Consider the following 21422-nt stretch of genomic DNA (forward strand, 5'->3'; position numbering starts at 1 on the left):
CGGCCAGGCCGCGACGGCCGAGGGTCTTGAGGTTCAGGCGCATGCGTCGCGCGATCATCCATATCGGAATGCCCCGCACGGGGTCCACCTCGCTCCAGGAGGTGCTGGCTTCCCTGCGGCCGAATCTGGAGGCGGTCGGCCTCCTCTATCCGGAACTCGCTCCGCCGGGCTCGCCCCGGGAAGCGAACGTCAACCACCAGCCGCTGGGCGAGGCCCTCGACGGGCGCCGTCCGCGCTCCGAACGGGCCGCGTCCCTCGACCGGCTCGACCGGGCGCTCGCGGCGACGACAGCCGACACGGTGATCCTCTCCTATGAGGACTTCTCCGTGCAGCGCGTCGCCTTCGGAGTGCCGGAGGCGTTGCGGGTGGCCTTCGCCCGGCGCGGCTTCGCGTTGGAGGTGCTGATGATGGTGAAGCCGCCCTTCGCCTTCCTGAACTCGGCCTATGCCCACCGGGCTCAACTCGTCCGCGAGGCTGGCAGCTTCCGCGACTACCTGCGCCTGCACTGGCGCTCGGCCCGGCTCGACTACCGCCGCCTCGTCGCCCCCTGGGCCGAGGCGGCAGACGGGCGGGTGACGGCCGTGCCGCTCGCCGACCGCCGCTCGGACGCGCCGCTGGTCGCCCGCGCCGTCGAGGCCCTGGGCCTGCAGGACCGGCTGGGGCCGCTCCTCGGTCAGGATGTGCGCGGCTACGCTACCAACCGCTCGTCCGGCCCCGTGGCGGTGGAGGCGTCGCGGCGCCTGCGCCGGCTGGGCCTGCACCGCCACGCAACGGGCCATCCGCGCGAGATCGGCCATGTGATCGACCGTGCCGCCTGGGCGCGAGGGCTCGACCCGGTTCCCTTCTGCGGCGACGCCACCGACTACCGGGCGCGGGTGGAGGAGCGGACCTTCGAGAGCCGCGAGCGCTTCGCGCGCCTTGCCTGGGGACAGTCCTGGGACGCCGTGGTCGCGCCCGGCCGGAACCTCGCCCCGAACGAGCTGGCGGACGGTCCGATCGAGCCTGCGACCGAGGCGGAGGTCGAGGCGGTGATGCGCGAGACCATGCGCCATTTCGGCTTCCGTCCGCCCGCTCCCTGGCTCGGCGGTGCGGCGGCCTGGATCGAGGGGCGGACGCAGGACGCCCTGTGCTGGGCCGGATTCGAGAGCCGCTGGCGGGTGTGCTGAGAGGCCGGGGGGCCTGAACGGCCCCTCGTTCAGGCCGCCTCGATCTCCGCGCTGAGCTCGAGCCACTCCTCCTCCGCGGCGCCGAGCGCGTCCGCGGCCTCGGCGCGCATGCGGGCGATCTCGCCGGCCTTGGCGGCGTTCTCGCGGAAGGCCGTGCCGTCCGCGAGCGCCGCGTCGATCTTGGCGATGGCCGCGGTCAGCTTGGCGATGCGCGCCTCGGTCGCCTCGAGCTTCTTGCGCAGGGGGGCGAGAGCGGCGCGCCGCTCGACACCGGCCCGCCGGGCCTCGGCCTGCTTGCCGCCGCTCGGCTCGGAACTGCGCTCGTCGCGCTCCGGCCCCGCCAGCACGAGGCGGCGGTAATCGTCCATGTCACCGTCGAAGGTCTTCACGGTGCCGTTCGAGACGAGCCAGAGCCGGTCGGCGCAGGCCTCGACCAGGAAGCGGTCGTGGCTCACCAGGATGACCGCGCCCTCGTAATCGTTGATTGCCTCCACGAGGGCCTGCCGGCTCTCGATGTCGAGGTGGTTGGTCGGCTCGTCGAGGATGAGCAGGTGCGGCCCGTGGAAGGCCGCGAGCCCCATCAGCAGGCGCGCCTTCTCGCCGCCCGAGAGCTTCTCGACCGGCGTGTCGGCCTTGTTCGCGCCGAAGCCGAGCCGGGCGGTGGCGGCCCGCGCCCGCGCCTCCGGCACGTCGGGCATCAGGGTGCGCACATGCGCGTAGGCGCTCTCGGAGGGGCGCAGCTCATCGAGCTGGTGCTGGGCGAAATAGGCGACCTCCATCTTGGAGGAGCGCTTCACCTCACCCGTGAGCGGCGGCAGGCGCCCGCCGATCAGCTTGCAGAAGGTCGACTTGCCATTGCCGTTGGCGCCGAGCAGCGCCACTCGGTCGTCGGGGGCGAGGCTGAGGTTGAGGCCTGACAGCACGATCCGGTCGGGATAGCCGGCCTGCACCCGCTCCATCGCGACGATCGGCGGCGACAGGGGCTTCTCCGGGCTCGGCAGATGGATCACCGGCACGTCGTCGTCGATCAGGCCGGCGATCGGCTCCATCTTGGCGAGGCGCTTCATGCGCGACTGGGCCTGCCGCGCCTTGGTGGCCTTCGCCTTGAAGCGGTCGATGAAGCTCTGGAGATGGGCGCGCTCGGCATCCTGCTTGGCCTTCGCCTTTGCCTGGAGCGCCCGCTTCTCGGCATATTGCCGGGCGAAGCTCGTATAGCCGCCGCGGTAGATGGTGAGCTTGCCGCGATCGAGGTGGAGGATGTGGTCCACGCTCGTGTCGAGCAGGTCGCGATCGTGGCTGATGATGATCGCGGTGCGCGGATACGTCTCCAAATAGTCGTAGAGCCAGAGTGTGCCTTCGATGTCGAGGTAGTTGGTCGGCTCGTCGAGGAGCAGCAGATCGGGCTCCGAGAACAGCACCGCGGCGAGCGCCACGCGCATGCGCCAGCCGCCCGAGAAATCCGAGCAGGGCCGCGCCTGCGCTGCCGCATCGAAGCCGAGGCCGTGCAGGATCGCCGCAGCGCGCGCCGGGGCGGAATGCGCGCCGATATCGACGAGGCGCGTCTCGATCTCGGCCCGGCGCAGCCCGTCCGCATGCTCGGACTCGGCGAGCAGGCGGGCGCGCTCGGTATCGGCGGCGAGCACGACGGCGTGCAGCGTCTCCGGCCCGGCCGGCGCCTCCTGGGCCACGGCGCCGATGCGCATGCCCTTCGGCAGAGATACCGCCTTCGCGTCGACCGGCAGGTCGCCGAGGATCGCCTTGAACAGCGTGGTCTTGCCGGCGCCGTTGCGGCCGATGAGGCCAACCCGCGCCCGGTCCGGAATCGAGAAGCTCGCACCGTCGAGGATCAGGCGGTCGCCGATGCGGTAGGTGAGGTCGTTGACGCGCAGCATGGTCGGCGTTCTGGCCGCGCAGGCGCGCAGTGGCAAGATGCGGCGGCGCGGAGCCGGACTTCAGACCAGCTCCCAGGCCTCCGGCTCGGTCATCAGCGCGGCCACCAGGGCGTGGTTCAGCTCGTGGCCGGTATGGGCTGCGCTCACATGGCCGAGGATCGGGTGCCCGGCCAGCGCCAGGTCGCCGACGAGATCCATGGCGCGGTGGCGCACCGGCTCGTCCGGCACCTTCATGCCGCCCACGACGCGGCCGCCGACGATCCCCGCGGTCGTCGCAAGGTTGGCGCCGCGCAGCACCGGCTTGCGGGTGATGAAGGTGTAGATCTTGAGCGGCACCGCCCATTTCAGGCGCCCGAAGCTGCGCGAAGGCGCGAGGTCGCGGTCGAACGTGTCCGGATCGATGATCCCGGACCAGTGCATCGGGCCGAGATGGGCGAGTTCGAGGAAAGCGGAGATCTGCAGCGCGCCGCAGGGCTCGATCCGCAGGCTACGGCGGCCGTCCCGGACCTCCACCGGGCGCCGAATCCGGATCATCGGCCGTGCCGCGTCGAGTTCCGTGCGGCCGGCCGCCCGGATGCCTTCGCACCAGGGCGTCGCGCTGCCGTCGAAGATCGGCAGTTCTTCGGTATCGATCTCGACCAGGGCATTGTCGATCCGGTGGGCGCTGAACGCGGCCATCAGATGCTCGACGGTGCGGATCAGGACGCCACCGGGCGAGCGCAGGGCCGTGCAGAGAGGCTGCGATTCCCGGTAATGCCAGAGGGCGGCCACGTCTGCGGTCCGCTCCCGCTTCAGGCTGCGTCGGAACAGGATGCCGTGGCCGGCGGGGGCCGGGCAGACCCGCACCTGAGCGTGCCGGCCGGTATGCAGGCCGGGGCCGCAACGCTCGAAGGCCGCCGTCAGCGTGCCCTGGCGTGCGGATACGGCCGGCCGGGTCTGGGCGGCCGCCTCGAGTGTCGGATCAGGCATCGGCGCTCGGGGCCGGCATGGGGCGCGATCTCCCGGCCCGTGATAAGGAAAGCCGCGTGGGGGTATCCGAACGGTGCCGCTCCGGACAAGCCCGGCGCGGTCACGTTGCCGCGCGGTGCCATCCACGTTTTCGACGCGGATCCGGCTTGACCGGGCCCCGGCCGCCCGTCACGATCCTGTCCGTAGCTCGGCCCTGTCCTCACGCCGGCCTGCCGGCGTGACGGTGCGGGCCCACCCGTTCGAACCGCGACGGGCGGGCTCTCGCGACGATCCGGCTCCCATCCGTGCGCTCGCGCGGGGCCGGCGAACGACTGAGGGGCTGATTGGGATGGCGCGGCTATCCACCATACCGTTCTTCAAGGAGCCGGGCATCGAGCTCGGCGCCTACGAGACTCGCTGCCACTGGCGCCGCTTCGACGAGAACGAGGTGCTGGTCGATTTCGACGACATCTCCACAGACGTCTACTTCCTGGCGACCGGCGAGGTCCGGATCCTCAACCGCACGCAGTCGGGCAAGGAAGTCATCCTCGGCGAGATGCGCGGCGGCGCCTTCTTCGGCGAGCTGGCAGCCATCGATGGGGTCGGCCGCTCGGCGAACGTCACGGCGCTCACCCGCGGCGAGGTCTGCGTAGTTCCGGCCGCCGTGTTCCGGCAGATCGTGTTCGCCTCCGAGCCGATCGCCGACCGCCTGCTGCGTCTCCTCGCCAAGCGCGTGCGCGAACTGAACACCCGGCTCATGGAGCACGCGCTGCTCGACCTGCGGCACCGCCTCTATGCGGAGTTGCTGCGCCTGTCCGTTCCGCGGGCGGGGGGTGGCGAGGAGCGAGTGGTGAGCCCGCCGCCCTACCACCACGTGCTGGCCGCCCGCATCGGCTGCCGCCGCGAGCAGGTGACCCGCGAGTTCACCGCCATGGCCAATGAGGGCCTCGTGGACAGGACTCGCGGCGCCCTGGTCATCCGCAGGCCGGACCTGCTTGAGGCACGGGTCGCCGAGGCCCTGCGCGAGGACAGCTAGGGTCTTGTCCGGATCATCCGCGCCGCTCCTGCGGCTCGAGGGGGTGGGCAAGCGTTTCGGCGGGGCGAGCGCGGTCGACGCGGTCGACCTCGCACTCGCCCGGAACGAGGTGTTCTGCCTGCTCGGACCCTCGGGCTGTGGCAAGAGCACCCTGCTGCGCCTGATCGCCGGGTTCGAGCATCCGGATACCGGAACGATCCGGCTCGACGGCACGGACATCACGGCACTGCCGGCGCATCGGCGGCCGATCAACATGATGTTCCAGTCCTACGCGCTCTTCCCGCACATGACTGTCGCGCGGAACGTCGCCTATGGACTCGACCGTCTCGGCCGAGCCGAGCAGGCGCAGCGCGTCGAGACCCTCCTCAAGCTCGTGCGGCTCGACGGGTTCGGGGCGCGTCGGCCCGACACCCTGTCCGGCGGCCAGCGCCAGCGCGTGGCGTTGGCCCGGGCCCTGGCGCGCGAGCCGCGCGTGCTGCTCCTCGACGAGCCGCTCACCGCCCTCGATCGAGCCCTGCGCGAGGAGACGCAAGGGGAGCTGCGGGCCCTGCAGCGGCGGCTCGAGACCAGCTTTGTGGTCGTCACTCACGATCCGGAGGAGGCGATGCGACTCGCCGATCGCGTCGGCGTGATGGATCGCGGCCGGATCGTGCAGATTGGCTCGACGAGCGAACTCTACGAGCGGCCGGCGAGCCGCTACGTCGCCGGATTGCTCGGTGACGTGAACCTGATTCCCGGCACGCTCGGCCCCGAGGAGCCAGGGCCGACACGCGCGGTCGCGACGGCCTTCGGCGCTCTCCGGGCGCGCATACCGTCCGAGCCCCTGGCCGAGGGCGCGGCGGTGGTCGTGGCACTGCGACCGGAGCGGGTCGTTCTCGGGGAGCACGGCCTGCCCGCCACGGTCGCCGAGCGTCTTTTTCTCGGCGGCCGCATCGGCCGGACGCTGCGCATGGCCGACGGGACCGTGCTTCGCGCCAGCGGCCCCTCGGAGGGCGCCGAGAGGGATCCTGCCGGCGCCGAGGTCCATCTCAGCTTCGCCGCGGAAGCGGCCTCGATCCTCCCCGCATGAGCGCGCCGGACCCGGGCATCTCCTGCGGCTGGCGGTCGTGGATGGTGCGACTGCCGCCGCTCCTGTGGCTGAGCGCCTTCTTCCTCGTCCCCTTCCTGATCACGCTCAAGATCAGCCTGTCCGACGCGGCGACAGCGATGCCGCCGTACCTGCCCGTGCTCGACTGGCAGGCGGGACTGGAGGGCTGGTCGGGCTTTCTCGAAGCCCTCGATTTTGAGAACTACGCGGTTCTCTGGTTCGATACCTTCTACCGGGACGCAGCCCTGAGCTCCCTGGCCTATGCAGGCGGGGCAAGCCTCGTTCTCGTGCTCATCGGCACGCCGCTCGCCTACGCGCTCGCCCGCGCGCCGACGCGCTGGCAGACGCTGCTGGTGGCCCTCGTCGTGGTGCCGTTCTGGACGAGCTTCCTGATCCGGGTCTACGCCTGGATCGCGATCCTGAAGCCCGAGGGTCTGCTCAACGCGGGCCTGCTGCGCCTCGGGCTCATCGCGGCGCCTCTGGAGATCCTCAACACGCCGGCGGCCGTGATGATCGGTCTCGTCTACGCCTATCTGCCCTTCATGGTGCTGCCCCTCTACGCGGTGATGAGCCGTCTCGACGGCACCCTGCGGGAGGCCGCGGCCGATCTCGGCGCGGGACCCGGCCGCGTCTTCTTCACGGTGACCCTGCCGCTCGCCGCTCCCGGAATCGCGGCGGGCGCACTCCTCTGCTTCATCCCGATGATCGGCGAGTTCATCATTCCCGATCTGCTCGGCGGATCCGACACGCTGATGCTCGGCCGCGTGCTCTGGAGCGAGTTCTTCTCGAATCGCGACTGGCCGCTGGCCTCGGCGGTGGCCGTCCTGATGCTGCTGATCGTGATCGGTCCTGTCGTGCTGTTTCGCGACGCCGGCGGCGGGGAGGCCGGCCGATGAGCGGCTTCCTCCGTGCCGTTCTCGCGCTCGGCCTCACCTTCCTCTACGCGCCGATCCTGGTGCTCGCGGTCTACTCGTTCAACGCCTCGAACCTCGTCACGGTCTGGGGCGGGTTCTCCACGCGCTGGTACACCGCGCTCCTCTCGAACGAGCCGCTGATCGCTGCCGCCTGGGTGTCCCTGCGCGTCGCCGTTCTGGCCGGCGCGATCGCGACCGTTCTCGGCACGCTGACGGCCCTCGCGCTGGGCCGACACGGTCGCTTCCGGACGCGCAAGCTCCTGACCGGCCTCGCCTTCGCGCCAATGGTGATGCCGGAGGTGATCATCGGCCTGTCGCTGCTGCTGCTCTTCGTCGGGGTCGGACTCGACCGCGGCATCCTGACGATCGTGATCGCCCATGCGACCTTCTGCACCGGCTTCGTCGCTGTGGTCGTCGGTGCACGTCTGCGCGGGCTCGACCGCGTTCTCGAGGAGGCGGCCGCCGATCTCGGCGCGGGACCGGTGCGGGTCTTCGCCACCATCACCCTGCCGCTGCTGGCCCCTGCCATCCTCGCGGGGTTCCTGCTCGCCTTCACCCTGTCGCTGGATGATCTCGTCATCGCGAGCTTCGTCTCGGGCCCCGGAGCCACCACCCTGCCGATGCGGCTCTACAGCCAGGTTCGGCTCGGGGTGAACCCCGAGATCAATGCGGCCTCAACCTTGCTCGTCCTCGCGGTGACGGTCGCCGTCCTGGCCGCCTCGCGCCTCACCGCCCGGCGCTGAGGCGTGCCTATAGCCGGTAGTGCGCCGAGATCCGCGAGAGGTTGATGTTGTAATACGGGTCGGCCCGGAGCTGTGCGCCCCAGCGCTCCTGCATCACCGCGGTCTCGGCCTGGAAGCGGGCGCGCTTCTCCGGGGTATCCTCGGGTCCCCGGCTCTTTGATTCGTGGTGGACGAGCTTGGCGAAGGGCGTCCAGAGGATGCGGTAGCCGGCCTGGCGGATCTTCAGGCAGAGGTCGATATCGTTGAAGGCGACCTTTAGCGTCTCGGCATCGAAGCCGCCGACCGCGCGGAACACCTCGCTCCGCATGGCGAGGCAGGCTCCGGTCACCGCCGAGACCTCCTGGACCAGGACCATCCGCGCGAAATAGCCCGGATCTGCGTCGGGCACACCGAGATGGCTGTGGCCCGCGACACCACCGATGCCGAGCACGACGCCGCCATGCTGAATCGTGCCGTCGGGATAGAGCAGCTTGGCGCCGACGGCCCCGATCTCCGGGCGGACCGCCTGCGAGACCATTTCGGTCAACCAGCCCGGCTCGATCACCTCGATGTCGTTGTTGAGGAACAGGAGCACCGGCCCGGTCGCGGCGGCCGCGCCCCGGTTGGACAGGTCGGAGAAGTTGAATGGGCCCGGAGCCCGCACCACGACGAGCCGCGCATCGTCCCGGTAGCGCGCGAACAGCGCCTCTGTCTCCGGCTCGCGGCTGTCGTTGTCCACCACGATGACCTCGATATTCGGGTAATCGGTGGCGCCGAACAATCCGTCGAGGGTGACGCGCAGCAGTTCGGCCCGGTCGCGGGTCGGGATGATCACGGAGACACGGGGCGCCGGGTGGGGGAGGGGGTGGACGATGCGGGTGAACCCGAAGAGCCCGCGCTCCGCCCGCGCCCCCCGCCGCTCCGCCACTTCCGAGACGGCCTGCAGACGCGCCGCCTCTGCCCGGGCAAGCGCGCGGTCCGAGAAAGTGCCCGAGCCCCCAGCCGCACGCCAATGGTAGAGCACCATCGGGATGTGCCGGATCCGGGCGGGATCGAGCGTCTCGGTCAGGCGCAGCAGCAGGTCGTGGTCCTGGCTGCCCTCGAAACCCGGGCGCAGGCCCCCCAGGCTGCGCACCGCCTCGGTGCGGATCACCGTGAGGTGATTGATGTAGTTCTGCCCGTAGAGCAGTTCCCGGTCGAAGCCGGACTTGAAATGCGGCTCGAACCGGCGACCGCGGCCCTCGATCTTGTCCTCGTCGCTATAGATCAGGACGAGGCCGGGATCGTCGCGAATGGTGCGCGCCACCTCGTACAGCGCCTGCTCGGCAAGTGCGTCGTCGTGGTCAAGGAAGGCGACGTAGGGGCCGCGGGCAAGGGCCAGCGCGTCGTTGGTCGCGCGGGCGATATGGCCGTTTTCGGGACGGTGCACGACCCGGATGCGCGGATCCTGTGCGGCGAGCCGGTCCGTCAGGCGGACGATGCGCGCGTCGCGCGAGGCGTCGTCGCAGATACACAACTCCCAGTTCGGATAGAGCTGGGCCTGCAGCGAGCGGACCGCCGCCCGCAGCACCCGCGGCGCCGGGTCATGGACTGGCATCAGCACGGAGATCAGGGGCGCGTCGGGCCAGGCCGCGACCTCCGTCCGGATCCGGGTCCGGTCGGCGTCGCTCAATGAGGCGCTGCGGCGGATCCAGCTGTTGTAGCCGCTCTCGCGGCGATGGCGCAGGGCCCGGTCGAGGAAGGCCCGCCCGCGCACCCGCTTGCCCAGGCTGCGCCAGTAGACGGCGCGGATCGTCAGGCTGGGATCGCGGGCGAGCCCCCGCGCCACCAGCGCGGGCCGGCCGCGGAGGCGGATCTCGATGCGGGCGAGCGACATGGGTCGGCCCGGCACGAGGCCGGCGATGCGCAATTCCCGCACGTCCTCGGGCAGGCGCCCGGTCCAGGCGAAGAGACCGCCGCCGAGGGCCTCCTCGGCGAGCGGTGGGCCGGGGCGCTCCATGGTTCCCGCGACGAGGCTCATCAGGATCCGCGCGTTGCGGGCGGCGCCGGGATCGTCCGTGAGGAGGATCGTCACCCAGGCGCCGGCGAGGCCGGCCGCGGCGAGGTCGAGGCCGAGCCCGTCCGCGATGCTGCGGACGGGGAGGGCGCGGGCCGGGCCGAGCCCTCCGGAGAGGATCGCGGGGATCGACACGGTCAGCCGGCCCAGCCCTTGGCGAGGGAGGCGGTCACCGCATCCGCCATCGCGATGTCGAAGACCAGCATGTCCTCCACCGCCCGCACCGTGCGCAGGCGCTCGGCGAGGGCCAGCGTCTCGGCCGGGATCGGGGTCGGGACAGGTAGCGGCACGTCCAGGCCGAGATGGTGGAACAGGGTCGAGGCGAAGGCCTCGAAATAGCTGCGATGGCCGACGATGCCGACGCGCGCCAGGATCTCGATGGCCACGATGGAATTGCCGGGGTTCAGCCGGTCGTCGGGCAGGCGCGTACCGAGCTGCCGCGTCAGCGGATTGTAGAGCAGGTGATAGGCCGGCTCGGGCAGCATGCGGAAATAGCGCTTCAGGCTGCGGATGTCCGTGTAGTCGTAATCCTTGCTGAAAAGAGCGGCCTCAGCCCGCCGGCCCAGGCGCCAGCCCCTGGCCGGATCGGCGGCCGCCTCGGCCTGCGCCTTCAGCCACAGCATCCGCGTCGCCATCTCGACATGAGGATCGTGCACCAGGATCGCGGACAGCGCGAGATCGGGCGTGAAGAAGCCCTCGTAGCGCGGCACCGTGATCGCCCCGGAGAGCAGGGCCGACCCGACGAAGCGGCAGGCCAGCGTGCTCGTCAGGATCTCGTCGGAGAGCCGCTCGAGGCCGAAATGGCATTGCTGGAAATGGCGGAACAGGGCGGCCTGCAGAACCGTCTCGGGATGGATGCTGGTGTTGAGGAGGACGAGACGCTGCTGCACCAGCCCGTCCTGCGGCGCGCGGCTGTAGACGAGGACGTTGGTGTCGGCGTCGTACAGATCGAGCCGCGGCAGCCCGGCGAGCCCCGGCACCTCCTGCTCGGTGAGCTGGAAGGTGCATTGCCCGGTCGAGTGCCAGCCGTTCTCCTTGAAGGTGATGTCGGTGTGGCTCGCCGGCACCTCGGCGACGCGCCGGCCGTCGACCGAGACGACGACCCGGCTCACCGCGAGCGGATTGTCGGGCACGATCCACCCCCGGATCAGATCACCTTGGTCGAGATCGATGAAGAAGCGCATGTCCCTGTCGCTGCGGCGTTCGTCCGGAGCCGCGATCCCGCGCGGTTCTCTTAAGGCTCCTGGCCGGATTGGACACCGGTCCGGCGTGAAAGAGCGCGTTGAAACAATGACCTGGAGGCGGGCCCCGCCGCACCGCGACCGGGCCCGCCTCAAGAAGTCCTCTAAGGTGGGCCCATAGCGCATTTCGCGGGCGCGCGCAGCGCCGATCGCGGGACTGCGCCATCCCTGCATTTCCTTCTCGCAAACCCGCTTGCGCCCCCGCCCGACAGCGGCTATAGCCGCGCCACACCAGAGCTGCGGCTCTGGCCCGGGCGCGTAGCTCAGCGGGAGAGCACTACCTTGACATGGTAGGGGTCACAGGTTCGATCCCTGTCGCGCCCACCATCTAAGCCAGAGCGCTCAGATGGTCATACGGAGAGACGGAGCGAGATTGCTTCCATCTCTCAGGTTCAGCGAACCTGAACAGCAGATCCTCGACATCGCGGTCAGATTTGACAGGGCGAACCTTTTGATGCGGTCGAAGGTCGTCGCGTTCGGCATCGGGTCGGAGGCTGCGGACGCGGCCGACCTCATTCCAACAGCGCTGCGCCGCACGGGGATGCTTCGAGCCCAGCATCGTCGATGCGAACCCTTTCGCATGTGGTCCACGCGTTGCGCCAGGGGTGGCCTCGAACGCGAAAAAACGGCCGGGGCGACGAGCCCGGCCGCTTTCGTGAGCAGCGCCCCTGGAAGCGCCCCGGCGGACCGGGGCGCCTGGGCTCAGCGCAGGAGCTGCAGGATGCTCTGCTGGGCCTGGTTGGCCAGCGACAGCGCCGAGATGCTGAGCGACTGGCGGGTCGACAGCGCCTGCGAGTTCGCCGCCTCCTCGTTCAGGTCCGCGTCGGTCAGCTTCGAGGCGCCCGTATCGAGCACGTTCTGAAGCTGCTTGGTGAAGTCCTGCCGGTTCTGCACCACCGACAGGTTCGAGCCGAAGGTCGAGGCGTTCGAGCGCAGCGTCGAGGCCGCCGAGGTCAGGCCATTCGCCGTCGACTTGATGTCGGCGTCGAGCAGGAAGTTGCCGACATTGGCGTTGTTGCCGGACGCCTTCGTGATCGAGCTCAGGCCGAGACCCTTCGAGGTCGCGTCCACGCCCTGCACGTCGAGGTTGGAGGTGTCCTTCTCGTTGAAGGCGATGTGCAGCTTGTTGGTCGTGGCGCTGTTCGAGATCAGGTTGACGCCATTGTAGCTAGCATCCTTGGCGAGCTGGTCGATCTGGGTGAGCAGGCTGTTGTACTGCGCAGCCAGGTTCGCGCGCTCCTTCACGCCCGTCACCGTCAGTTCCTTGGCCTGGGCGACGCCCGTCACGGCCGAGCCGGTGGTGCCGTAGGACACGGCCGAGCCCGAGCCGGCCGTGAAGCCGAGCGCCGTCTGGCTGGTCGTATCCGCGAACTCGATGTCGGCGGTAGCGCTCAGGACGATCTTCGTGCCGGCGGTGTCCTTCGAGAAGATGTTGCCCACGCCCGCCGAGGTGGCGGCCGAGTTGAGGGTGGTCAGCGCATCGTCGATGCTGGCGTTCTGGGCGATGGTGGCCGAGAAGGCGGTGCCGTTGGCGAACAGGTTGATCGTGGTGCCGGCGGAGGCGGAGGGGGCCGAATAGGCGTTCGAAGCGGTGCCGGTGGTGGTGATCTGGGTGGCCAGCGCCTGATTGGCGGTGGACTTGGCCGAATCGACGAGCTTCTGGATCGAGGTCAGGCCCTGGTTGGCCGCCTGGATCGCCTGGACGCCGTTCGAGATGTTGTCGAGCAGGGTGCCGAGATCCGAGGAGCGGTTCGACAGGGACTGGGCGGTGAAGAAGTTGACCGGGCTGTCGAGGGCCGAGGAGACCTTCTTGCCGGTGGAAAGGCGGTTCTGGGTGGTCGCGGTGAGCGAGGCCGTGTCCTGCAGCGAGAGCAGGTTCTGGCGGACGGCAGAGGTGAGCGAGACGGACGACATGGCTGAGATGCTTTTTCCCTGAAACCCCCTTTTTGGAGGCAGTCGAGATTTTTGATTTCAGCCCTTGCAGGAGTCTTAAATTGAAATCGGAGCTTTGATGCTTCTGCCCTCCGAACGGAATCTCGGTAAATTGCAGTCCTCTGTTATGCTTAAGCGATCCTGTGTTTACCAAGATCGTTTGCGCCATTTTTGATTGCGCTCGGCAATTCGATCCCATGCGCGGATGTCTGCCCGCCCATGTCTCGATACGGCAGGTGTCGATCGCGCGCCACGAATGGCGCTCACAGCACAGCCAAGAACCGCTACGGGCGACGCGATCGGTCGCGTCGCGAGGCGTCGGCGTCCTCGCGTCGCGGCCTTGATCACAGGGTCGGGTGCAGCAGGAGCGGCGTCCAGACATGGGACGCTTCCAACGCGTCGGCATTGCGCGGAGGGTTGAGCTGACCGAGCCGGCCGACATAGGCCGAGGCGAGCAACCCGAGCAGCAGGACCAGAACCAACGTCACGGCGTCGGGGTGCTTGCGGGCGCTCTGAATGCCGATGCAGCCCAGGGTGAAGCCGGCCGCGAGGGCGAAGGGAAGGACGGTGTCGCGTGACATCGCTGCGGCGGCCTGCGGATCGAATGCGTCGGGCGGGAGCGGCTGCCGCAGCGTTCCGCGACATCTCCCGCATAGACAGACGTTTGAACAAGGCCGTCACATCCCGCTTGCCCGCCGACAGGTCTCGACGTGCCGCCCGAGAGGGAAGGGGAGGCAGCATCGTGCAAGAAGCCATGATTCCAAGGGCGCAAGATCTTGCATACTGTATGCCAGTGGGGTACGACGGTGTGGACCTTCCTCTCGAAGGCCCACTCCAAACTGAGGCGTGTTCCTGACCGGGACACGCCTTTCTTCTTTGCAGGCTCGGCACCTTCCGCCGGTCGCGCCGCGCGCCGTGCGTTCCGAACCGCGCGGCCGAACGGGCATAGAATGAGGAGGCATCCTGGAACGCGGTCGGGATGCGCTCCGAGGCACGGGAGAGCATCGCATGCAGCGCGAGGTCCGGTACTGGAACAGTCGTCAGTTCTTCCGGGTCTACGGTCGTGATCCCTCGGCGATGGGGTTTCCGCGCCAGGACGCCGAGGGCTACTACCTGACGATGGGCTACAGGATCCGCCTCGACGACGGCCAGCCCGAGGATGGCGAGCCGAGCCCGGAACCGTCAGCCCGGACACAGCCGGCCGCACCCATCGACAGCCGCGACCGATTACCGGCCACGCCGGTCGCCGCACCACCATCGCCCGGACGCGTGTCCTTCCGGCACTTCGAGCATACCGGTGGTTTTGACGGCTACGAGGGCCGCATGATGCGAAACCGCGTCCGTCCCCGCCCCAAGGATGAGCAGCCCTGACGGGCGGCGGGTATCGAACCTTCCAACGCAGCGCTCGATATCAGGAAAGCCGCTCTGCCGGCGCTCCGAACTTTAGGAGCACATTTCGGAAAAAACCAACTAAATTCCCTCCATCCTACACGATCGACAGCTCGTTGATTGGATCGGAACCGAAATGATGGCTCAATCAACTCACAACATCCTGACGACCGGAACGCTTCTGTACTGTACCGGCACATATGAATGTGTGTCCTCATGGAGTACGGCAGAGAAGGGTCGGGAGAATGTTGAACAGTTCCGTTGCGGTTGACGCGGCCCATTCGATCGACGCGGTTCGATGGATGCCCGGGACAGGGAGATCAAGCGTCAGCCTTCATGATCGGGCGGCCCGTGCAGCCGCGCTCGATGATGGGCTGCTCTCCGAAGAGGTCGACGAAGTGCTCGCCGGCCGGAGAATCGTCGACGCCTTTCCGGTTCGTCGCGGCGAGAGCCCGCCGGCCTACGCAGTGCGCGCCGTCGCCGAGATGATGGTCGCCTATCTGCGGTAGACTTGCCGCGCGCTCAGGCAGCCGAGGCGCCAGCGGGGCGGCGGACAGCCGCCTCCGCTGCGTCCGGGGCCGCACCGTTCAGGCGATGGCCGCGCACGACGTCGCGCAAGCGATCGACTGCCGGGTCCACAAGCGCGGACAAGGCGACGGCGGTGGCGAGGCTCAGAGTCGCCGCGGCGGCGAAAGCTCCGATCGAGTCGCCTCCCACGACCGACAGCACCGTGACTTGGATGCTCTGGTGCGAAAGGTAGAGCGGAAAGGTCAGCCGTCCGAGCGTCTGGTCCAACCCTGCAAACCGGCGGCTACGGACCGTCGCCGCGAAACACATCACGGCGAGCAGCGCGAAGAGCAGCAGGGTTTGCACCAACCAGGCCTCGGCAACGTCGACCGAGGCCTGCGCGGACGCGCGGTGTACGGCGGTCAGCGTGACGCCGACGAGCGTGGTCGCGCCGAGCAGGATGCTGCCTCGGCTTCCCTTCAGAGCCAGATAGGCCGCGACGCCGAAGGCGAAGTGCGGCACGAACAGGAACATCGCGGGCAGGCGACCCGCCAGGGCGAGGGCAAACAGCACCGCGGCAATCAGGGTCGCGGCCGCGGCATCGGTTGGCACGCCGAGCATCCGATCGCGGCCGAGCGACGGCAGTGCGATGCCCAGACAGGCCAGCGCGTAGAACATCATCTCGACGCGGATGGTCCAGGCGATCTCGAGGAAGTTGTGGGTCATTCCACGATCGAGCGCCGGCAAGAAGCTCAGCAGGTTGAGAGCCACATTGCCGAACGAGAAGGCACCCTCCGGAAGGGCGCCGCTGTCCCGGCCGTATTGCAGGATGCCGAGCTTCAGGAAGAGGCCGTGCACGACGAGACTGATCAGCATCGCCACGACGAAATGGGGGACGATGCGCAGGAGGCGATTGAGAAGGAAGGCGACCGGTCGCTGCCCGTAGAAGCGGTCGATCGCCTCGGAGATCACGAAGCCTGAGAGCGCGAAGAAGGCCAGGACCGCCACTTCGCCGATGGCGTAGGGGTGGGCTGCGCGCATCCACGCCTCAGGCGCGATGTTCGCCAGGAAATGCTGCAGGAGCACGAGGACCGCGAGGAGCAGCCGGAAGGCCCCGAAGAACCGATAGGAGATCATCGTGCCTCAGTGGCCTCTCGGATCCAAACATTTTATGATTCGCTGCTTACGGCGCGCCGTCGAGGCGTTCCATCCGGTAATCTTACCGTCCGGATGGGTTGCCCGGTCGGGCCTCGGTCCGTTCGGATCCCGCTTCGGCCGGGGGCACCTGTTCCTCCGCGCGGACCAAAGGATCGGTCCGACGCCCGTCGCGGCGCACCGAAAGAATACGGCTTGCGCGACTGTCAGAGACGCAACCTGAGCGAGATGCTTCTGCGCCTTCGATTGTAGACGGCAAAGCAATGCTGCCGACCGGCCCGACGAAGTCCGGTGCCCGCGCCCGAGTGCAATCATCAGACTTCGGCTCGACGCAGGGTCCATGGCGTTGACCGCCGAGATTTGCATGTGGAAGCGATCCGCGCCCCGACACCGATTGCTGTTGATGACCGGTGCCGAACCGCGCTCCAAACGAGCGACGGTGTTCGACCGGCACAGCCAAGCGGTTCAGGACGGGGGCGAGGCAGGGAATAACTCCCGACTCCATTCGGGATAATTAAGCAACATTTTATGCCTATAACCCCTGAATTGCATCACAATGTTGAAGAAGATATCCTAATCAAGCGGGAGGCTATTGCTGAGAAAAATCATGAATTTGATCAGAGGGGTCGAGATTTTAGACTATCGAACCCACATTGATGCACGCGGTAAGCTCGCGGCATTTGATGAATTCGACAATATACCATTCCCACCGCGACGCGTCTTTTTCCTGAAAGTCGATGAGCCTGATGGCACACGAGGCGGGCACGCAAATTCCTGCGACGAGTTCATCTTGTCGTTGAGTGGTTCTGTTCTCGTGGAGATGGACAATGGGCAGGAACGTTGCAGCGTGCATCTCGACGATCGAGAGCGTGCCCTGTGGATCAAATCCGGGATCGTGATCAACTTGCGAGAATTCGAGCCGAACACGGTTCTCTTGGTCTGCGCATCGGCGAGTTACCGGGACACGCGGCATTTCGACGAGCCGCAACCTCATCTCTTCATGGCAGACGACTTCCTATGATTCCGCAGGCGGCGCCGCAGCGGCGGATCGCCCGATTCCGGCGTGAGATCGATGAGGCCGTCGCCGCAATCCTCGGTGGCGATGCCTACATCCTCGGCGCGCCGGTCGAGGCTTTCGAGGCGGCCTTCGCGGCCTATTGCGGCTGCGCGTATGCCGTTGGGCTCTCCTCCGGGACGGACGCCATCGCTCTGGCCCTGCGCGCCCTCGGCGTCGGGGTCGGCGATGAGGTGATCCTGCCAGCGCTGACCTTCGCCGGATCCGCCCAGGCCGTGCTCCAATGCGGAGCCTCGCCCCGGTTCGTGGATGTCGACCCCGCGACCCGTTGCATCGACCCGGCCGCGGCGGCCGATGCCGTCACCGCCCGCACGGCCGCGATCATGCCCGTCCACCTGTTCGGCTATCCAGCCGAAATGTCGGCCCTGACGGCGCTCGCCGATCAGCATGGTCTCGCCGTGGTGGCGGATTGCGCGCAGGCGCATGGCGCGACGCTTGCGGGGCGTCCGCTCGGCAGCTTCGGGCACGCTGCGGCCTACTCCTTCTACCCGACCAAGAATCTCGGTTGCGTCGGCGACGGCGGCGCCGTGACGACGAACGATCCTCGGGTCGCGGAGCGGCTGCGGTCCCTGCGCCATTACGGCTTCGCTGGGTCCGAGCGGATCAGCCGGGAACTCGGGTTCAATGCCCGCCTCGACACGCTGCAGGCGGCGATCCTGTCGGCACTCCTGCCCTTCTGCGACGACGGAAACGGCGAGCGGCGGGCGCTCGCGGCGCGGTATCGCGCAGCCCTTTCGGATTGCCCTGGCCTCGGTCTGCCACCCGAGAGCGCGGGGGCGGTCCATCACCAGTTCGCCGTCACCCATCCGGACCGGGACGGCCTGATGCGCGGCCTCGCCGAGGCGGGGATCGGGACGGCCATCCACTACGCGCCCGGCCTGCACCGGCATCCGGCCTTCTCCGGAGGCGCTGTCGGACCGTTGCCGGCAACTGACTACCTCGCGGCGACGCTCCTCAGCCTGCCGATCCAGCCTGAGGTCGCGGCGGATTCCCTCGACCGGGTGGTCGCGGCGCTGCGGTGCTTCTGTAGGGACGCCCGATGACGGCCGTCATCCTGTTCGGCACCGGCTCGCCGGTGATCGTCGATGTCGAAGAGAGCGTCCACCGGGCCGGGCACGCCGTCGCGGCGGGCATCCGGAACCGGGCCGGCCCCTGTCATCTGCCGAGCGATCTGATCGTCCGCGACGTCGCGGCGATCGAGCCGCATTGGCTCGCCTCACCCTTCCTGGTCCCGCTCTTCACGCCGGGCCACCGGCAGGCCGCGCTGGGCGAGGCCCGGGCGGCCGGCTTCACCGAGGCCTGGACACTGATCGACCCGAGCGTGCCCGCGCCGCGGCGCATCGCGATCGGCAAGGGCAGTTACGTCAATGCTGGCTGCAGCCTTGGCAGCGCGTCGGAGATCGGGGATTTCGTGTTCGTGAATCGCGGCGCGAGCCTCGGCCATCACGCCCGCATCGGCGATTTCGCCTCGATCGGGCCGGGCGTCGTGATCGCCGGCCATGTCACACTCGGCCGCGGCGTCGTGATCGGGGCCGGCGCCACCGTGCTGCCCGAGCTGACGATCGGCGACAACGCCGTGGTGGGCGGCGGTGCGGTCGTGACGCGGGACGTGCCGCCAGCGAGTCTCGTCGTCGGCAATCCGGCACGCGTGGTCCGCAGCGCGATCGGGGGCTATCGGGGATTGACCGTCGCGTGAGCAAGCCGGTCGTCCACCTCTATACGGTGTGCTGGGACGAAGCCGATATGCTCGGCTTCTTCTTCCGTCACTACGATCCCTGGGTCGACCGCTACGTCATCTACGACGACGGCTCGACCGACGGCTCCATCGACATCCTGCGCAGCCATCCCAAGGTCGAGTTGCGCCGCTTCGAGCGGGTCGATCCGGATTCCTTCGTCCTCTCCCACAAGGCGATGCAGGACGAGGCCTGGAAGGAGAGCCGCGGCCGGGCGGATTGGGTCGTCGTCACCGCCATCGACGAGCACCTGCACGTCCGGGGCCGACCCATGGCCGAGTACCTGGCCGCGCCGGACACGCGGGCCGCGACCATCCTGCCGGCGCTCGGCTTCGATATGAATCATCCCGTGATGCCCGCCGATCACGGCGTGCTGGTCGAGCGGATCGTTCGCGGGCGGCCGCGCATCGCTTTCAACAAGCTCAGCATCTTCCGACCCGACGCGGTGCGCGAGACCGGCTTCGGCCCCGGCCGGCACGCCGCGGAGCCCGTCGGCGATCTGCGGCTCCCCCTGCGCGACACCGTGATGCTCTGGCACTACAAGCATCTCGGCTTCGAGCGGAACGCGGCGCGCGAGGCCGAGCAGGCCCTCCGCCTCGGTGCCACCGACGTCGCCCGGGACTACGGCCAGCACTACCGCTGGTCGAAGGCGCGCTTGCGCGCCTTCTGGGACGAGATGGAGCAGGAGGCGGTCGACCTCACCGCGCCCGATTTGGAGCCGGACCGGATCTGCGTCGGCCCGCTCTGGTGGACGGCGCGAGCGGACATCGTCCGTCGCGGTCCACGGGACCGCGTCGTGGCGGCACCGGCCGCCGCACCCCTCGTCTCGGTTCTGGTGAAGTCCTACAACCATGCCGCCTTCGTTCGGCAGACGATCGAGAGCGTCCTGAGCCAGTCGCTCCAGGATTTCGAGATCGTGGTGACCGATGACGGCTCGACCGATGGGACCTGCGAGATCCTGCGCGGCTTCGACGATCCGCGCCTGCATCTGACGGCCTCGCCCCGCAACGCCGGGATCTCGGCGGCGATGAACGCCACCGTCGGCCGGGCCCGCGGCCGCTACCTGGCGATCCTCAACTCGGACGATTGGGCCTTGCCCGGCCGGCTCGAACGTCAGGTCGCGTTCCTTGAGGCCAACCCGCAGGTCTCGCTCCTCTTCGGCATGCCGCGTCCCGTCGATGAGGCCGGCCAGCCGACCCAGGCCTTCAACGATTTCCGGGCGCCCCTGCGCTGGCCGGATTTCTCGCGCCGCACCTGGCTGCGGGCCTTCTTCTTCGAGGGCAATTGTCTCTGCGCCCCGAGCGCCATGATCCGCCGCGAGGCCTACGCAGCAGCGGGCGCCTACGATCCGCGGCTCACCAATCTGCAGGATCTCGACATGTGGATCCGCATGCTGGCGGAGGGCCACGCCATCCATGTGCTGCCCGACGAGCTCACCGCGTTCCGGATCCACCCCGGCGGGGGCAATACGAGCGCGCGGCCGGAGGCGCGGTTGCGCACCCCGTTCGAGACGATCCAGATCCTTCACCGCTACGCCAGCTTCGACGCGGACCTCTTTGAGGAGGTGTTCGGCGGCTCGGAGGCCGGCGCCTTCGACCCGGCCGATCCCGTTCCCCTGCGCGTCGCCGCCCTCGCTGCCGGGATCCCGAGCGTCGCGCACCGGAACCTCGCACTGGCGCTCCTCTTCGCGCATGCCCGGACTTCGGACGATTACCAGCGACTGCGCGACCTGTCGGGAACCCTCGACGCGCTCAATGTGCGGGCGGTCGATGAGCGCGATGGACGGATCGCCGGCCTCAACGGACTGCTTGCTGACCGCGATGCTTGGATCGCCGGCCTCAACGGACGGCTGGCCGACCGCGATGTTCGGATCGCTGGCCTCGACGGTTTGCTCGCCGAGCGCGAGGCCGGAATCGCATCCCTCGACGGGTCGCTCGCCGCGCGCGATGCGCGGATCGCCGATCTCGCCGGCTTGCTTGCCGACCGCGAAGGTGCACTCGCTGCCACCGAGGCGGCGCTCTCGCAGACAAGGGCCGAACGGACGGCGTTGGACGCGCGCCTGTCCGATGCGGAGGTCCTGCTCGCAGGCCACCGGACCGATCTGCTGCACGCGCGCGGAGATAGGCGGGCTCTGGAGAAGCGACTCCGCGAGGCGACGGCGTCGTGCGAGGCTCTTGAAGCCGACCGGATGCGAGACGAGGCGGCGACGCGCGACCTCGAGGCTCGGCTGGCCGCGGCGCTCGCCTCCCGGGAGCGCATGCGCAGATCGCTCTCCTGGCGCCTGACGACCCCGCTGCGCTGGATCGGACGCGGGCGGTGAGGTCCTGCTCGACGGCGTATGGGAAAGCCCCCCGGAATCGCTGCCTGCCCCGGAGAGACCTATCAAACGTAGCAGTCGTGGATATGCCGAATTATCCCGTCTGGATATTCCACAAAACCCCAATCAGATCAGGAGCAATCGGGCCTAAATTCGGGATGTTGTCCATAAGTCTGAGAAAATCGTGATAAAATCATCACAATAAGGCCCATACATTGCGCACACTTGATCTCTTGCAGGGATGAAAGTTGA

General features: G+C 68.6%; 18 protein-coding genes and 1 tRNA gene. 12 read left to right on the forward strand and 7 right to left on the reverse strand.

Annotated elements, in window-relative coordinates; all coding sequences use genetic code 11:
• Positions 1 to 41: 41 nt before the first annotated feature.
• Positions 42 to 1166, forward strand: coding sequence for a hypothetical protein (locus MET9862_RS11155; RefSeq protein ID WP_142583029.1), 1125 nt, complete (start codon positions 42 to 44; stop codon positions 1164 to 1166).
• A 29-nt stretch (positions 1167 to 1195) separates the two neighbouring features.
• Here MET9862_RS11155 and MET9862_RS11160 read toward each other — a convergent pair whose 3' ends face one another.
• On the reverse strand, positions 1196 to 3058 hold the full coding sequence (locus MET9862_RS11160; protein WP_142583030.1) for an ABC-F family ATP-binding cassette domain-containing protein: 1863 nt from the start codon (positions 3056 to 3058) through the stop codon (positions 1196 to 1198).
• A gap of 60 nt (positions 3059 to 3118) precedes the next feature.
• Positions 3119 to 4027, reverse strand: coding sequence for a UDP-3-O-acyl-N-acetylglucosamine deacetylase (locus MET9862_RS11165; RefSeq protein ID WP_142583031.1), 909 nt, complete (start codon positions 4025 to 4027; stop codon positions 3119 to 3121).
• 328 nt (positions 4028 to 4355) lie between these two features.
• On the opposite strand from MET9862_RS11165, the gene MET9862_RS11170 reads away from it, so the two are divergent.
• The 4 genes from MET9862_RS11170 to MET9862_RS11185 are packed head-to-tail and all read left to right on the forward strand — an operon-like array spanning position 4356 to position 7786.
• Entirely contained in the window at positions 4356 to 5042 is a 687-nt protein-coding gene (locus MET9862_RS11170) for a Crp/Fnr family transcriptional regulator (protein WP_142583032.1), read from the forward strand.
• A gap of 4 nt (positions 5043 to 5046) precedes the next feature.
• Positions 5047 to 6111: an ABC transporter ATP-binding protein gene (locus MET9862_RS11175; protein WP_244612673.1), complete on the forward strand. Its 1065-nt coding sequence runs from the start codon at positions 5047 to 5049 to the stop codon at positions 6109 to 6111.
• Positions 6108 to 7025, forward strand: coding sequence for an ABC transporter permease (locus MET9862_RS11180; RefSeq protein ID WP_142583034.1), 918 nt, complete (start codon positions 6108 to 6110; stop codon positions 7023 to 7025). The genes MET9862_RS11175 and MET9862_RS11180 overlap by 4 nt, the downstream gene beginning before the upstream one ends.
• Positions 7022 to 7786 (forward strand): ABC transporter permease, encoded by a 765-nt coding sequence (locus MET9862_RS11185; protein ID WP_142583035.1) that lies wholly within the window; start codon positions 7022 to 7024, stop codon positions 7784 to 7786. Before MET9862_RS11180 ends, MET9862_RS11185 begins: the two co-directional genes overlap by 4 nt.
• Positions 7787 to 7793: 7 nt before the next feature.
• On the opposite strand, the gene MET9862_RS11190 is transcribed toward MET9862_RS11185, so the two are convergent.
• Positions 7794 to 9950: a glycosyltransferase family 2 protein gene (locus MET9862_RS11190; RefSeq protein ID WP_142583054.1), complete on the reverse strand. Its 2157-nt coding sequence runs from the start codon at positions 9948 to 9950 to the stop codon at positions 7794 to 7796.
• Positions 9951 to 9958: 8 nt separating this feature from the next.
• Positions 9959 to 11005 carry a hypothetical protein gene (locus MET9862_RS11195; protein WP_142583036.1) on the reverse strand — a complete coding sequence of 349 codons (1047 nt, stop codon included), beginning with the start codon at positions 11003 to 11005 and terminating at the stop codon, positions 9959 to 9961.
• 309 nt (positions 11006 to 11314) lie between these two features.
• Here MET9862_RS11195 and MET9862_RS11200 point away from each other — a divergent pair.
• A tRNA-Val gene (locus MET9862_RS11200) sits at positions 11315 to 11389 on the forward strand.
• A gap of 375 nt (positions 11390 to 11764) precedes the next feature.
• Here the strand turns inward: MET9862_RS11200 and MET9862_RS11205 are convergent.
• Together MET9862_RS11205 and MET9862_RS11210 are read right to left on the reverse strand one after the other, a co-directional pair.
• On the reverse strand, positions 11765 to 12976 hold the full coding sequence (locus MET9862_RS11205) for a flagellin N-terminal helical domain-containing protein (protein WP_142583037.1): 1212 nt from the start codon (positions 12974 to 12976) through the stop codon (positions 11765 to 11767).
• Between the two features lie 362 nt (positions 12977 to 13338).
• A complete protein-coding gene (locus tag MET9862_RS11210; protein WP_142583038.1) occupies positions 13339 to 13575 on the reverse strand; it encodes a hypothetical protein in 237 nt (78 codons plus the stop codon).
• 427 nt (positions 13576 to 14002) lie between these two features.
• Here MET9862_RS11210 and MET9862_RS11215 point away from each other — a divergent pair, with 427 nt between their 5' ends.
• Both MET9862_RS11215 and MET9862_RS11220 read left to right on the forward strand, forming a co-directional pair.
• The gene (locus tag MET9862_RS11215; RefSeq protein ID WP_142583039.1) at positions 14003 to 14365 is read left to right on the forward strand and encodes a hypothetical protein; all 363 of its coding nucleotides are present in this window, start codon (positions 14003 to 14005) and stop codon (positions 14363 to 14365) included.
• A 263-nt stretch (positions 14366 to 14628) separates the two neighbouring features.
• A complete protein-coding gene (locus MET9862_RS11220; RefSeq protein WP_142583040.1) occupies positions 14629 to 14892 on the forward strand; it encodes a hypothetical protein in 264 nt (87 codons plus the stop codon).
• A 13-nt stretch (positions 14893 to 14905) separates the two neighbouring features.
• Here MET9862_RS11220 and MET9862_RS11225 read toward each other — a convergent pair whose 3' ends face one another.
• Positions 14906 to 16027 carry an acyltransferase family protein gene (locus MET9862_RS11225; RefSeq protein ID WP_142583041.1) on the reverse strand — a complete coding sequence of 374 codons (1122 nt, stop codon included), beginning with the start codon at positions 16025 to 16027 and terminating at the stop codon, positions 14906 to 14908.
• A 625-nt stretch (positions 16028 to 16652) separates the two neighbouring features.
• On the opposite strand from MET9862_RS11225, the gene MET9862_RS11230 reads away from it, so the two are divergent.
• From MET9862_RS11230 to MET9862_RS11245, 4 genes are read left to right on the forward strand one after another with little or no spacing between them, the layout of a single operon-like run.
• Entirely contained in the window at positions 16653 to 17066 is a 414-nt protein-coding gene (locus tag MET9862_RS11230) for a sugar 3,4-ketoisomerase (protein ID WP_142583042.1), read from the forward strand.
• Positions 17063 to 18163 carry a DegT/DnrJ/EryC1/StrS family aminotransferase gene (locus MET9862_RS11235; RefSeq protein ID WP_142583043.1) on the forward strand — a complete coding sequence of 367 codons (1101 nt, stop codon included), beginning with the start codon at positions 17063 to 17065 and terminating at the stop codon, positions 18161 to 18163. The genes MET9862_RS11230 and MET9862_RS11235 overlap by 4 nt, the downstream gene beginning before the upstream one ends.
• Positions 18160 to 18816, forward strand: a complete 657-nt coding sequence (locus MET9862_RS11240) for an LbetaH domain-containing protein (RefSeq protein ID WP_142583044.1) — start codon at positions 18160 to 18162, stop codon at positions 18814 to 18816. The genes MET9862_RS11235 and MET9862_RS11240 overlap by 4 nt, the downstream gene beginning before the upstream one ends.
• Positions 18813 to 21173, forward strand: coding sequence for a glycosyltransferase family 2 protein (locus MET9862_RS11245; protein ID WP_142583045.1), 2361 nt, complete (start codon positions 18813 to 18815; stop codon positions 21171 to 21173). Before MET9862_RS11240 ends, MET9862_RS11245 begins: the two co-directional genes overlap by 4 nt.
• Positions 21174 to 21422: the final 249 nt, after the last annotated feature.

The organism is Methylobacterium symbioticum (assembly GCF_902141845.1).
GTDB classification, from domain to species: domain Bacteria; phylum Pseudomonadota; class Alphaproteobacteria; order Rhizobiales; family Beijerinckiaceae; genus Methylobacterium; species Methylobacterium symbioticum.